The 12,971-nt window shown below is 70.6% G+C and carries 13 protein-coding genes; 4 read left to right on the plus strand and 9 right to left on the minus strand.

Features of this window, described 5'->3' with window-relative positions; all coding sequences use genetic code 11:
• Positions 1-33: 33 nt before the first annotated feature.
• From VFV67_RS20060 to VFV67_RS20070, 3 genes are read left to right on the plus strand one after another with little or no spacing between them, the layout of a single operon-like run.
• Positions 34-381 (plus strand): hypothetical protein, encoded by a 348-nt coding sequence (locus VFV67_RS20060; protein WP_414636298.1) that lies wholly within the window; start codon positions 34-36, stop codon positions 379-381.
• A 58-nt stretch (positions 382-439) separates the two neighbouring features.
• The gene (locus tag VFV67_RS20065; protein WP_414636299.1) at positions 440-1,096 is read left to right on the plus strand and encodes a hypothetical protein; all 657 of its coding nucleotides are present in this window, start codon (positions 440-442) and stop codon (positions 1,094-1,096) included.
• Positions 1,093-1,275, plus strand: a complete 183-nt coding sequence (locus tag VFV67_RS20070; protein WP_326472070.1) for a hypothetical protein — start codon at positions 1,093-1,095, stop codon at positions 1,273-1,275. Before VFV67_RS20065 ends, VFV67_RS20070 begins: the two co-directional genes overlap by 4 nt.
• A 304-nt stretch (positions 1,276-1,579) precedes the next feature.
• On the opposite strand, the gene VFV67_RS20075 is transcribed toward VFV67_RS20070, so the two are convergent.
• From VFV67_RS20075 to VFV67_RS20090, 4 genes are all read right to left on the minus strand, one after another.
• Entirely contained in the window at positions 1,580-2,710 is a 1,131-nt protein-coding gene (locus tag VFV67_RS20075; protein ID WP_326472071.1) for an ABC transporter permease, read from the minus strand.
• Entirely contained in the window at positions 2,710-3,594 is an 885-nt protein-coding gene (locus tag VFV67_RS20080) for an ABC transporter ATP-binding protein (protein ID WP_326472073.1), read from the minus strand. Before VFV67_RS20080 ends, VFV67_RS20075 begins: the two co-directional genes overlap by 1 nt.
• Positions 3,595-3,666: 72 nt before the next feature.
• Positions 3,667-4,341 carry a response regulator transcription factor gene (locus VFV67_RS20085; protein ID WP_326472074.1) on the minus strand — a complete coding sequence of 225 codons (675 nt, stop codon included), beginning with the start codon at positions 4,339-4,341 and terminating at the stop codon, positions 3,667-3,669.
• Positions 4,338-5,660 carry a sensor histidine kinase gene (locus VFV67_RS20090; RefSeq protein ID WP_326472076.1) on the minus strand — a complete coding sequence of 441 codons (1,323 nt, stop codon included), beginning with the start codon at positions 5,658-5,660 and terminating at the stop codon, positions 4,338-4,340. The genes VFV67_RS20085 and VFV67_RS20090 overlap by 4 nt, the downstream gene beginning before the upstream one ends.
• A 226-nt stretch (positions 5,661-5,886) precedes the next feature.
• Here VFV67_RS20090 and VFV67_RS20095 point away from each other — a divergent pair, with 226 nt between their 5' ends.
• Positions 5,887-8,940, plus strand: a complete 3,054-nt coding sequence (locus VFV67_RS20095) for an AfsR/SARP family transcriptional regulator (RefSeq protein WP_326472078.1) — start codon at positions 5,887-5,889, stop codon at positions 8,938-8,940.
• 13 nt (positions 8,941-8,953) lie between these two features.
• Here the strand turns inward: VFV67_RS20095 and VFV67_RS20100 are convergent, their stop codons facing one another.
• From VFV67_RS20100 to VFV67_RS20115, 5 genes are all read right to left on the minus strand, one after another.
• Positions 8,954-9,781 (minus strand): ABC transporter permease, encoded by an 828-nt coding sequence (locus VFV67_RS20100; RefSeq protein WP_326472079.1) that lies wholly within the window; start codon positions 9,779-9,781, stop codon positions 8,954-8,956.
• On the minus strand, positions 9,778-10,566 hold the full coding sequence (locus VFV67_RS20105; RefSeq protein ID WP_326472081.1) for an ABC transporter ATP-binding protein: 789 nt from the start codon (positions 10,564-10,566) through the stop codon (positions 9,778-9,780). Before VFV67_RS20105 ends, VFV67_RS20100 begins: the two co-directional genes overlap by 4 nt.
• Positions 10,567-10,721: 155 nt before the next feature.
• Entirely contained in the window at positions 10,722-11,195 is a 474-nt protein-coding gene (locus VFV67_RS20110; RefSeq protein ID WP_326472082.1) for a nuclear transport factor 2 family protein, read from the minus strand.
• Positions 11,110-11,394 carry an acyl-CoA carboxylase epsilon subunit gene (locus tag VFV67_RS36830; RefSeq protein ID WP_414636300.1) on the minus strand — a complete coding sequence of 95 codons (285 nt, stop codon included), beginning with the start codon at positions 11,392-11,394 and terminating at the stop codon, positions 11,110-11,112. The genes VFV67_RS20110 and VFV67_RS36830 overlap by 86 nt, the downstream gene beginning before the upstream one ends.
• On the minus strand, positions 11,391-12,962 hold the full coding sequence (locus VFV67_RS20115) for an acyl-CoA carboxylase subunit beta (RefSeq protein ID WP_414636302.1): 1,572 nt from the start codon (positions 12,960-12,962) through the stop codon (positions 11,391-11,393). The genes VFV67_RS36830 and VFV67_RS20115 overlap by 4 nt, the downstream gene beginning before the upstream one ends.
• Positions 12,963-12,971: the final 9 nt, after the last annotated feature.

The following is a 12,971-nucleotide window of genomic DNA, read 5'->3' on the forward strand; positions in this document are numbered from 1 at the left end:
CCGGCCGACCGGCTCGCCACCATCGCCGACGCGATGGGCCGGACCACCGCGTTCCGCTACTTCGACGGCGGCCTGCTCGCCGGCACGACCCAGGTCGGGTTCCGAAACCCGAACGGCACGACCCGGGACATCCCGCTCGCCACGTACGGATACGACGGGCAGGGCAACGTCACCCGGGTCGAGGAGGCCGGTGTGGTGACCGAGCGGACCTGGGACGCGGCCGGCAACCTGTCCCGGGTGGTCTCCGACCCCGCCGGGACCGCCCGGACCACCACGTACACCTATGACACGCTGGACAACCCGGTCACCGTGCGGCGCACCGACGGCAGCGGCACGACCACCGAGACGACCGACATCGGCTATGACCCGATGGCCGGATGACCCGGCACACGGTGCGTAACGGCACACCGGCTACGACAAGCTGGGCCGGGTCTCGTCGGTGACCGACGCCGCCGGGGCAACCACAACGTTCGGCTACGACGTGCTGGGCAACCTCACCCGGCGCACCGATCCGGCCGTCGGCTCGGATCCGGCCGGCGTGTCGACGTTCCGCTACGACGCGGTGGGCGAGCTGCTGGCCGCGACCGGAGCGACTGGGGCAGCGACGACGGCGACCTATGACGATCTCGGCCGGCAGGTCACCTCGACCATCGTCGAGCGGTACCCGACGCCGGGCCGCACCCTGACCACCACGACGGCCTACAACGACTCCGGCACGGTCAGCTCGGTCCGGACCCCGGACGGGGCCGAGACCAGGTTCACCTACAACGGGGTGGGCGAGCGAGTGTCCACAACGGACCCATTGGGGAAGAAGTCGACCGTCGGCTACGATCTCGCCGGCCGGACCACCCGGCTGACCGACCCGCTCGGTCTGGGCACCAGGATCGAGTACGACCTGGCCGGCCGGGCCGTCACGATGTCCTCTATGGACACCAATGGTCAGGTGTTGCGCACCAGCAGGACCGGATACGACCCGGCCGGCAACGTGGTATCCCGCACCAACCCGCTCGGAGTAACCGTGACAAGGCAGGTCGACGCGCTCGGCCGAATGGTCCGGGAGACCGAGGTGATCCCAATGATTGGCCGGTCGTCTTGACGGACACCTCGCTCGAGCGTTGGGAGCAGTACGACGTGGGTGCGGTGGAGTTCCTGATCGCGCTGGTGAAGGGTGAGTTGCCCAGCGAGATCATTCCCTCGGTGGTGGGGCAACCCGGGTACCGGACCCTTCAGGATCTGGCGGGTGCTCCGGGCAACCAGGCGGCGGCCGGTGGGTAGCGTTGGGGAGTTGGCCCGGATCGTGGGGTGGTCGGGGCGGTCCTGTGTGGAGCCTGCGTGGGACGTGGTGGAGCGGGATCTTGGGCTGGGGCTTCCGGCGGAGTACAAGGAGCTGCTGGCCGTGTTCCCGCCGGGGACGTTTCTGCTTCCGGACTGGAAGGACATCATCGTCCAGCCACCACACCATGTGGACGGTGTGCCGGACCACCTTCATCAGTTCGGGGTGGAGATGGGTGAGCTGTCCGAGTGGCGGACCGAGCATCCGCAGGACGTGCCGCACGCGTTGTATCCGGAGCCCGGGGGGTCAGTCTGCGTTGGTCCAGGCGTTGGCGAGGCTGACTTTGCCGCGGGTTTGGAGGAGCGCGCCGGAGTAGAGGCGGCTGGCCAGGAGGATGGCCAGGACGGCCGAGGCGGCCAGCAGGGTGAGTGCGGTGAGGGCTTGCCAGGTCTGGGCGTTGCCGGTGAACAGTTGGACCGGCATCGCGATGGGGGAGGAGAACGGCAGGTACGACAGGACGGTCATCACGTTCGCGTTGTCGTTGAAGAACATCACGGCGAAGTAGGGGCCCATCACCAGCAGCATGAGCGGGCCGATGGCGGAGCCGAGATCCTCCTGGCGGCTGACCATGGCGCCGGTGACCGCCCACATCGCGGCGAGCAGGACGAAGCCCAGGATGAGGAATGGTATGAACCAGCCGAGCGCGGGGGCGATGGCGGCCAGCAAGTCCGACTGTCCACCTAGGCGCAGCGCGATCGGCGCGGCCACGGCAAGGATGACCACTTGACCAAGGGTGAGCAGGGTGTGGCCGACGATCTTGCCGCTGAGCAGGGCTCGCACCGGGACCGTCGAGACCAGGATCTCCACGATCCGGGTCTGCTTCTCGGTGACCGTGCTCTGCGCGATCGTCATGCCGCCCATGCCGAACATCAGGAACACCAGCGCGAAGACCATGATCACGAGCTGGCGTTGGTCGGAGGGGGTCTCGGACGGGTCAAGTAGATCGACCGGTGGCGTGGTGGCCAGCGCGACGACGACGTCCTCGGGTGGGTCGGTCAACGCCACCACGCGCACGCCGGTGACCGACTGGCCGGTGGTGTCCGGCACCACGGCCGCGTCCACCTCCTCGGAGCGGACCAGTTCCTCGGCGGCGGCGACGTCGGCGACCTGCCGCACCTCAAGGTCCGTCCCGGTCAGCACCCGGGCCGCCGCCGGGCCGACGGCGGCCACGCTCGGCGGCCCGCCGCCGATCACCCCGGGCAGGATGATCAGGGCGAACAACCCGGCCAGGATCACGGCAAGGCCGATCCAGAACGACTTGAGCCGGAGGATGGTCAGGACCTCGCGCTCGGCGACCAGCCGGGTCGAGGACACGAACGAGGTTCCGGTGACCGGTGGGATCTCCGTGGGCTGGACCGGTGGTGTCGTGACGGTCATCAGATCGCCTCCTTGAAGATCTCGGTCAGGGACGGGACGACCGGGGTGAAGCTGCGCACCGCGCCCCGTTCGATGGCGGCCTGCAACACCAGTTGGTCCGTTCTCCCGTTGCCGGTGGGCTCGAACACCGCCCGTGGACCGTCCAGGTCGACGATCCGGACCTCGGGAAGATCACGCAGCCAGCCGGCGTCGGCGTCGACGATCAGTTCGAATCGCTTGCCCCCGTACTTCGCCCGCAGTTCCTCGCGCCCGCCGCTGGCCTTGACCACACCGCCGGAGATGATCACCACGTCGTCGCAGAGCCGTTCGACCAGACCGAGTTGGTGGCTGGAGAACAGCACCGGAACACCGCCGGCGGCCCGCGCACGCAGCACGCCGAGCACGGTTTCGATGGCAATCGGGTCCAGCCCGGAGAACGGCTCATCGAGGATCAGCATCGCCGGGTCGTGCACCAGCGCGGCGGCGATCTGCGCGCGCTGCTGGTTGCCGAGCGACAACTCCTCGAGCTTGTCGTCGGCCCGCTCGGAAAGGTCCAACTGCTCGAGCAGCCGCCGGGTGTTGTCCCGCGCCGTGGCGTGGTCCAGCCCGTGCAGCCGGCCCAGCCAGGTGATCTGCTCGGCCACCTTCGCCTTCGGGTACAGGCCGCGCTCCTCGGGCATGTACCCGAACCGCTGCCGCAGCGCCTGGCTGACCGGCGCGCCGTGCCAGGTCACCGTGCCGCCGTGCGCGGCGAGAACGCCGAGGATGATCCGCATCGTGGTCGTCTTGCCCGATCCGTTGGCGCCGATGAACCCGGTCATCCGGCCGGGCCGCACTTCGAACGACACCCGGTCAAGGGCCTTGTGGTCGCCGAAGTTCCGGCTCAGCTCCGTCACGGTCAACATGCCCACGACAGTAGGCGGCGGGCGCGCGGCCGTCGTCCGGCCAGCGATCGATTCGCGGGTCCGCCGCGCGATCTACCCGGTGCGGCCCGGCGCGATGATCCCGCGTTCGTAGGCGTACACGACGGCGTGCGTGCGATCGCGCAGACCCAGCTTGGTCAGGATCCGGGACACGTGGGTCTTCACCGTCGCCTCGCCGAGGACCAGTTCCTTGGCGATCTCGGCGTTGCTGGCGCCGCGGGCCAGCAGCACCAGCACCTCGAACTCGCGGTCGGTCAGCTCGGCCGGGCGACGTCCCGGCACGGCCCCGGCCGGATGGGAGCCGGCCACCGCGGAGAACCGGGCGATGACCCGGCGGGTGACTTCCGGGGACAGCAGCGCGTCCCCGCGTGCGACGACCCGGACGGACTCCACGAGGTCTTCCGGCGAGGCGTTTTTCAGCAGGAACCCGCTCGCGCCGGCGCGCAGCGCCTCGAACAGGTAGTCCTCGCGGTCGAACGTCGTGAGGATCACGACCCTGACCGGGCCGCCGGAACCGAGGATGCGGCGGGTGGCCTCCAGCCCGTCGATGCCGGGCATCTGGACGTCCATCAACACCACGTCCGGGGCGAGGCGGCTGACCAGGTCCACCGCCGCGAGGCCGTCGCCGGCCTCCCCGACGACTTCGATGCCGTCCTCCGCCCCGAGGATCACGCGGAAGCCGGCCCGGACCAGATCCTGGTCGTCGGCAAGCACCACCCGCAGCGTCACGTGCCTGCACCGTCCTCGGTGGAGCTTCGCGCGGCGGTCGGCAGGCTGGCGCGGACCCGGAAGCCGTTGTCCCGCCGCGGACCGGCCTCGAGCACGCCACCGTGGACCGCGACCCGTTCCCGCATCCCCAGCAGCCCCAGCCCGCTGCCGTTGGGGCGGCGGGCCGCCGCGCCCCGGCCGTCGTCGGTGACCTCGACTTCGAGCGCGTTTTCCAAGTACCGCAAGCGAACGTCGGCCCGGCGTGCGTCGGAGTGCTTGACGATGTTGGTCAGCGCCTCTTGCACGACCCGGTAGGCCGACAGCGCGACACCCTGCGGCAGCGGCCGCGGGTCGCCGTAGACGCCGTGATCCACCTCGAGACCGGCCGATCGGGCGGCGGTCACCAGTTCGGTCAGCTGGTCGAGCCCCGGCGAGGACAGGTGCGCCTCGGCCGGCACGTCCGCGTCCTCGGCGCGCAGCACGCCGAGCAGGTCGCGCAGTTCGCCGATCGCCGAGCGGGCGGTCTGTTCGACGGTGCGCAGCGCGTCGCGGGCGAGCTCGGGGTCGGTGTCGAGCACCCGCCGGGCGGCGGCCGCCTGAATGCCCATCACCGACACGTGATGGGCGACCACGTCGTGCAGATCCCGTGCGATGCGCACCCGTTCGGCGACCACCGCGCCCCGCAGGTTCTGCTCCTGCGATTCCCGCAACTGCTCGGCGCGGCGTTCCAGCTCGGCCTGCCGGCGCGCCGAAAGCCAGGCCATGTTGCCGAAGAAGTACGCACTGAGCAGGAACACCAGGTTGATCACGATGGGATACAGCACGAAGGCCAGGACCGGATCCAGTGGCCCGGCCGCGTCCGCGAACGGCGGGGTCGGCTCGGCCATGGCGCGCACGACCGCGATCCCGAGCCAACCGAGCATCACCGCGATCACGGCGATCCGCGCCCACCTGGCGACGACCCGGTTGCCGATCCAGCCGCCGGCCGTATAGATCGCAAGGAAGAGAACGACCGCCTGCACGGTGTTGTCGCCAACGTGGCGCACCTGCGCACCGATGAACAGCGCGCTGATCACGATCAGCACGGCGAGTGGATACCGGCGCCGCACGACCAGCGGAGCGGTCAACGCCACCACCCACGCGAGCTGCTCGGCCAGTGCCGGAGCATCGTCCCAGGCGAACGCGCCAAGGCTGTTGACGAGCACGGTCATCACCATCGCGCCGGCCATCGTCGCGAGCGCGATCCAGACGTCGACACGCCGCTGCGCCCGCGTTGGCAACGGTCGCCGCCACCGGCTCCACACCGCCTCCCGGTCGCCGGTCGAGCCTGCGCTACCCATGTGCGTCAAGGTAGCGCACCGCGTGCTCCGGCAACGGTGCGCGCGGCTGCCGGGCACGCCGGATGCCCGAGCCAGCCGGCAGCTCTTGTCCAAAGTGGACAGAAACGCCGGTCCGGCGAATCGCCGTCCCCGGATTCTGTTTCGCCGGGCTTGACCTGGTGTGCCTTGATATGGTCGCGCGCGGAGGTTCGGCCGATGGCCGGCGGAGTGGGGACGGGGGTGACGTGTGCGGTTTCGAGTGCTCGGCACGCTCGAGGTGCGCTCCCTCGATGGTCCGTGCCGGTTGGCCGCTGCCAAGCAGCGGAACCTGCTCGCGGTGCTGCTGCTAAATGCCAACCAGCCGGTGGACATCGGCCGATTGGTCGATGCATTGTGGCCGGACGGTCCACCGCGGACTGCGCCGGTCGCGCTGCGCACGTATGTTTCGGCGCTGCGGCGGTCCCTGGGGCTCGCCGGTCGTTCCGGCCTCCCGCGGCTGGGCACCGTGCCCGGTGGGTACCAGTTGTACTGTGCGCCGGGCGATCTGGACCTACTCGCCTTCGACGATCTCGTGACCGAGGGCCGGCGGGCGCTGGCCGCCGGAGCGCCCGAGACGGCGGCGGACCGGTTGCGACACGCGCTCGGGCTGTGGCGGGGCCGGCCATTCGAGGACGTCGTGCTCGACGCCGGACTGCGGACCGAACTGATCCGGTTGGAGGAGCGCCGGTTCCTCGCGCAGGAGTCCTGGCTCGAGGCCCAGCTCGCCCTCGGGCACCACGAGGACGTCCTCGCCGAGCTGCTCGAGCTGGTGACCACGCAACCGCTGCGGGAACCGTTGTGGGCCATGTGGATGCTCGCGCTGTACCGGTCCGGCCGGCAGGCCGAGGCGCTGCGCGCCTACCGGGACCTGCGCCGGCATCTGGTTCGGGAGCTCGGTGTGGAACCGGGACAACCGTTGCGCCGGCTGCACCAGCAGATCCTGACCAGCCATCCCGACCTGGCGGCGCCGGTGCGGCCGGCATACCCCTACGCGATCCCCGTTCCGCGCCAGCTTCCGGCGGACATCAGGAGCTTCGTCGGCCGGCAGGCCGAGCTGACCCGCCTGCTCACGATCGCCGACGACCGGCCGCAGGCGTTGATGATCAATGCGATCGACGGAATGGCCGGGATCGGCAAGACCGCGCTGGCCGTGCACGCCGCGCACCGGTTGGCCGACCTGTTCGTCGACGGGCAGCTGTTCGTCGACCTGCAGGGGTTCACCGACGGCGTCTCGCCGATCGCGCCGGCCGACGCGCTGGACTGCATGTTGCGTGGTCTCGGCCTGTCCGGCGAGCAGATTCCGCACGCCCTCGAGGCCCGGGCCGCCCTGTATCGCACCCGCCTGGCCACCAAGCGGGTGCTGATCGTGCTGGACAATGCGGCGACCGAGGAGCAGGTGCGGCCGCTGCTGCCCGGCGCGCCCACCTGCCTGGTGCTGATCACCAGCCGGGTCCGGCTGACGATCTCCGACGCCGAGCCGCTGACCCTGTCCGCGCTGCCCTCCGCCGAGGCGCTCGAACTGTTCGTCCGCACCGCGGGCGAGGCCCGGCTGCGGTCGACGGAGTCCGACCTGCTCACCAGGATCGTCGACCTGTGCGGCCGATTACCCCTGGCGATCCGGATCGCCGCGGCCCGACTGCGGGCCCGGCAGAACTGGAGCGCCGAACACCTTGCCGACCGGCTGCACGACCAGCGGCACCGGCTGACCGAACTGTCCGCGGGCGGACTGTCCGTCTCGGCCGCGATCGACCTGTCCTACCACCACCTGTCCGCCCCGGCCCGCCGCGTCTACCGGCTGCTCGGCCTGCATCCCGGGCCGGAACTGGACACCTGGGCCGCGGCCGCACTCGCCGACCTGCCCGTCCAGGATGCCGGCGACCTGCTGGACAACCTGATCGACGCACATCTGCTCACCGAGCCGGTCCCGGGCCGGTACCGGTTCCACGACCTGATCCGCGCACACGCCGCGGCCACATCGTCTCATGTGGACAGTGCGGAGGACCGGCAGGCGGCGCTGACCCGCCTGTCCGACCACTACGTCGACACCGCCTGCGTGGCCATGGACGTGGCCTACCCGTTCGACGCCGCGCGCCGGCCGGGAGTCCGCGGCGCGCGGCGTCCCAGCCCGGCCTTCACCGACCACGCGGGCGCGACCGCCTGGTTGGACATCGAACTGTCCAACCTGCTGGCCTTCGCGGCGGCCGGCCCGGACGACGCCCGGCACCTGTCCGCGACCCTGCACCACCATCTGCGGGTCCGGGCCCAGTGCCGGCAGGCACTCGCGCTGCACGACCGCGCCCGGCTGGCGGCGCAGGCCTGCGCAGACGCCGGCGATGAGCTGATGGCGCTGTGCCGGCTCGGCGAGATCGACCTCCAGCAGGTCCGGTACCCGCAGGCGGCGGAGCACTTCGAGCGGGCGATGGCCATGGCCAGGACGACCGGGAACCGGGTCGGCGAGCTCCGCGCGCTGGTCGGCCTCGGTCACCTGAACCATCCGCAGGACCGGTACGCGACCGCCGCCGAGTACTACGCCCAGGCACTGGAGTTGGCTCGCGCCACCGGTGAGCACACCATCCAGCTCGACGCCCTGCAGGGTCTGGCCAACGTGAACCGGCACGTCAACCAGTACGACCAGGCCGCGGACAACCTCGCGGAGGCGCTGGACATCGCCCGGGCCACCGGAAACCGCCACGGAGAGCTGGACACCTTGTGGGGACTCGGCCACCTGCGCTGGTTCCAGGACCGGCGAGACGAGGCTGCGCGCTTTCACGAGCAGGCCCTGACCATGGCCAGGGCCATCGGCAACCGGTCCGGCGAGCTGCGCGCGCTGGTCGGCCTCGGCTACGTGCACCTCTTCCAGGACCGGTACGAGGCCGCAGCCGAGTGCTACCAGCGGATCCTCGGGCTCGCGCCGGAGATCGACGACCGCAACAACCAGTTCGAGGCCCACTACGGCCTCGGTCTGGTGCACCGGGCGAGCGGCCGGCTGGACCAGGCGATCTTCCACTGCCAAGCGGCGCTTGCCATCGCCCGGGACATCGGCCAGGTTTCCGACCAGGCCAGGGCCCTGCACGGGCTCGCATACGCCAATCACGGACTCGGGCACACCGCGCTGGCCCGGCAGAACTGGCAACGCGCCCTGGACATCCTCACCGGCATCGGCCTCGACCGCGCCGAGGACCTGACCACCGCGGAGATCCGCGCGCACCTGCGCGGCCTGGACGGCCAGTTGGTGAACGCCAAACTGGTGGCGGCGGAGTGAGCGCCGGCCCGGCTCAGTGGATCGCCCGGCGGTGGAAGGCGCGCATACCGGTCACCAGGAACAGGGTGGTGAAGGCGATCAGGCCGGCGACGGCCCAGGCGATGTCCAGGGTCGGGGTCCGGGTGCCGTCTGGCAGTGCGGGGATCATGGCGAACCGGAGACCTTCCGCCGAGTAGGTCAACGGATTGACCAGGGTGACGATCTGGAACCCGGGCAGGGTGTCGAGGGTGGACCACGGGTACTGCAGGCAGCCGGTGAACACCAACGGGGTGAACAGCGCGGCGAAGGCGAGCCCGAGCTGGTCGGTGGGCACGAGAACGCCGAACACCAGGCCGCCGGCCGCGCTGACGATGGCGGTGAGCACGACGATGCCGGCGAGCAGCGGGATCGAGTCGGCGCGGACCTGAAATTCGCCGCCGAGAACCAGGGGTGCCAACGGGAACAGGATCGCGGCGGCGAGCACACCGCGGAGCGCGGCGAAGGCGATCTTCTCGAGCACGATCGCGGGGACCGGGGTGGGGGCGAGCAGGCGGTCGTCGATCTCCCGCAGGTGGCAGAGATCGACGGCGAGCGGGGCCATGACCGCCTGAGCCGACGCGAAAAACACGGTCATCGTGACGATGCCGGGCAGCAGCAGCGCGCCGTAGCCCTGGACCGCGAGGCCGGTCGCGGGCAGCACCACGCCGAACACGAACAGGAACAGCACCGGCTGGACGAACGCGTGGACGGCGAAGACCACGAATCCGCGCGCGGTGACGACGATGTCGCGGTGCAGGATCGCGGCGAACGCGGCGAACGCCAGGCCCGTCGTGCCGCGCCCGGAGGGATGGGTGGCGGTCACCGGTGCAGGTTCCTTCCGGTGAGGTGGATGAAGACGTCCTCGAGGCTGGGCGTGCTCAGCCGTACGTCGCGCGCCCGCGCCCCGACCTCGAGCAGGTCGCCGTCTGGGACGATCTTCTTCAACCCGTTCGGGGTGTCGAGCACCAGGACCCGGCCGTGGTCGACGATGGCGATCCGGTCGCACAGCGAATCGGCCTCGTTCATGTCGTGCGTGGTCAGCACCACGGTCACCCCGGTCGCGTTGAGCTCGCGGATCCGCTCCCACAGGTAGCGCCGGGACTGCGGGTCGAGGTTGTTCGTCGGTTCGTCCAGGAACAGCACCTCGGGCCGGTGCATGAGGGCGCGGGCCAGCATGAGGCGCTGCGCCATGCCACCGGAGTACCGGTTCACCCGCTCCCGGGCGCGGTCGGCCAGGCCGAACTCGTCGAGCAGCCGGTCCGCCCGGGCGTTGCGCACGGCACGCGGCATGCCGTGGTAGGCCCCGTGGTAAGTGAGCACCTCGCGGGCCCGCAGGCTGCGGTCCAGGTTGTTGATCTGGGGCAGCACCGCGATCCGCGGCTTGACCAACAGCGGCCTGGTGACGTCGATCCCGGCCACCCGAGCGATGCCCCCGGTCGCCCGGATCATCGTGGTGAGGATCCCGATGATCGTCGTCTTGCCCGCGCCGTTCGGTCCGAGCAGGCCGAAAATCTCACCGCGCCGAATGGTGAACGACACGCCGTCGACCGCGTTGCCGGCCGCCTTCCGGTAGCTCTTGACCAGGTTCTCTACCACTACCGCGCTCACGGCACCTCCTCACAAGCTCGGTGTCTCGGACCAACCAACGCAACCTCAGGGGCACCGTGATGCAACCCAGCCACAATCAACCCGCAATCCGCACTTCCGCTGGAACGCAACAACAGCAGTCAATCCCGGAGCGGCGGACCAGCGAGGCGGACTAGCTAGTGCTCGGCCTTCGGGGGATCCCCGGAGGTCCACACGAGGTCGAAGGTCAGCTCCCGGATCCGCCAGCCGCTCGGCGTGCGAACGGCTTCGGCGTCGTAGTGCCCGCCGATCATGAAGTGCCGGCCGGTGTCGTCCCGGCTGGGCACGTGGGCGGCCATCAGGTGCGCACGCACCTGTGCCCGGTCGGTGTCCAGCTCGATGTCGTAGTTCGAGCTGATGTGGTGGGTCCGCTCGAAGGTCGTCCGGGCCATCTCCTGGAACCGCGTGAGGCCGGCCATCCCCTTGTACTGTCCCATCGGGAAGGTCAGCAGGGCGTCGTCGGTGAACACGGTGTCCAGCCACGTGTCGGTGTGCCGGCTCTTGTCGAGGTGCAGGGCGTAGCGGTCACAGAGCCGGGTGATCTCGGCGCGGTCGCGCAACGACCGAAGCTCGGACCGTAGCTCGGCGAGGTCGTCCTGGGTCGCGGTCATGTGTCTCCTTCGTGATCCTCGGGCGCGGGGTGCGCCACGTTCGTGGGTCGGCGAAATCGGGCCGCCGCCAGGGCGCGGCCCGCCGGGCACACGGCGACCTCCGCGCCGTGGCGAGCCGGATCAGCAGCGCCACGGTCAGCGCGGCCAGCTCGTACTCGTCGGGTACGCCCCGGTCCACCCGGAACAGCGCGCCGGTCACTGCGGCGGGTTTCCGTGCTTGCGGCGGGCCGGCTCCGCGTCCTTGCCGCGCAACATGGCCAGCGAACGGATCAGGACCGACCTGGTGTCCCGCGGGTCGATCACGTCATCGACCAGCCCCCGCTCGGCGGCGTGGTACGGGTGCGCCAGCGCCGCGCGGTACTCCTCGATCCGGCTGCGGCGCAGCTCGTCCGGCCGCTCCGCCGCGGCGATCTCCCTGCGGAAGATCACGCTGGCCGCGGCTTCCGCACCCATCACCGCGATCTCGTTGGTGGGCCAGGCAAGCGCCAGGTCCGCGCCGATCGACCGGGAGTCCATCACGATGTACGCGCCGCCGTACGCCTTGCGCAGCACCACCGAGATCCGCGGCACGGTGGCGTTGCAGTAGGCGTAGAGCAGCTTCGCGCCGCGCCGGATGATGCCCTGGTGTTCCTGGTCCACCCCGGGCAGAAACCCGGGCACGTCCACCAGGGTGACCAGCGGAATGCTGAAGGCGTCGCAGAACTGGACGAACCGGGCGCCCTTCTCGCTCGCGTCGTTGTCCAGCACGCCGGCCAGCACGGCGGGCTGGTTGGCCACGATGCCGACCACCTCGCCGCCCAGCCGGCCAAGCGCGCACACCAGGTTGGCCGCCCAGCCGGCGTGCACCTCCATGAAGTCGCCGCCGTCCACGATCGCCTCGATCACCCCGCGGATGTCGTAGGACCGGCTGCCCTGCGCCGGAACCAGCTCGAGCAGCGTGTCGTCCCGGCGCTCCTCCGGCTCCTCGACCGGCACGGCCGGCGGCAGCTCGCGGTTGTTGGACGGCAGCAGGGAAAGCAGGTGGCGCACCTCGTCGAGGCAGGTCTCCTCGTCGTCGTAGACGAAGTGCGCCACGCCGGAGCGCATGCCGTGCACCTCCGCGCCGCCCAGTCCGTTGTGCGAGACCCGTTCCCCGGTCACCGCGGCCACCACGTCCGGTCCGGTGACGAACATCTGGGCGATGTCGCGCACGGCGAAGACGAAGTCGGTCAGTGCGGGCGAGTACGCCGCCCCGCCCGCGCACGGGCCGAGCATGACGCTGATCTGCGGGATGACGCCGGACGAGCGGGTGTTGCGCCGAAAGATGCCGCCATAGCCGGCGAGCGCCGAGACGCCCTCCTGGATGCGCGCACCGGCACCGTCGTTCAGCGAGACGAGCGGCGCGCCGGCGGCCAGGGCCAGGTCCATGATCTTGTGGATCTTCTCGGCGTGCGCCTCGCCGAGCGCGCCCCCGAAGATCCGGAAGTCGTGCGCGTAGACGAACACGGTCCGGCCTTCGACGGTTCCCCAGCCGGTGACCACCCCGTCTGTGTACGGCCGCCGGTCCTCCAGCCCGAACCCGGTGGCCCGGTGCCGGCGCAACGGCTCGACCTCGGTGAAGCTGCCCTTGTCCAGCAGGAGATCGATCCGCTCCCGGGCGGTCAGCTTGCCCTTGTCATGCTGCCGTTCGGTGGCCCGCGGATCCGGCCCGTCCATGGCCAGCCCTTTGTGTTCGCGGAGGTCGGCCAGCCGGTCGGACATCCCGGCCGCGTTGTCTGTGTCGGTCATCGGCGAGTC

This window comes from Actinophytocola sp. (assembly GCF_035762905.1).
Taxonomy (GTDB): domain Bacteria; phylum Actinomycetota; class Actinomycetes; order Mycobacteriales; family Pseudonocardiaceae; genus DASYTH01.

Coding starts and splice junctions, on each gene's coding strand:
- VFV67_RS20060 (WP_414636298.1), top strand. CDS start 34: ATGGGCCGGACCACCGCGTTCCGCTACTTCGACGGCGGCCTGCTCGCC.
- VFV67_RS20075 (WP_326472071.1), bottom strand. CDS start 2,710: ATGACCGTCACGACACCACCGGTCCAGCCCACGGAGATCCCACCGGTC.
- VFV67_RS20080 (WP_326472073.1), bottom strand. CDS start 3,594: ATGTTGACCGTGACGGAGCTGAGCCGGAACTTCGGCGACCACAAGGCC.
- VFV67_RS20090 (WP_326472076.1), bottom strand. CDS start 5,660: ATGGGTAGCGCAGGCTCGACCGGCGACCGGGAGGCGGTGTGGAGCCGG.
- VFV67_RS20110 (WP_326472082.1), bottom strand. CDS start 11,195: ATGACCGCGACCCAGGACGACCTCGCCGAGCTACGGTCCGAGCTTCGG.
- VFV67_RS20115 (WP_414636302.1), bottom strand. CDS start 12,962: ATGACCGACACAGACAACGCGGCCGGGATGTCCGACCGGCTGGCCGAC.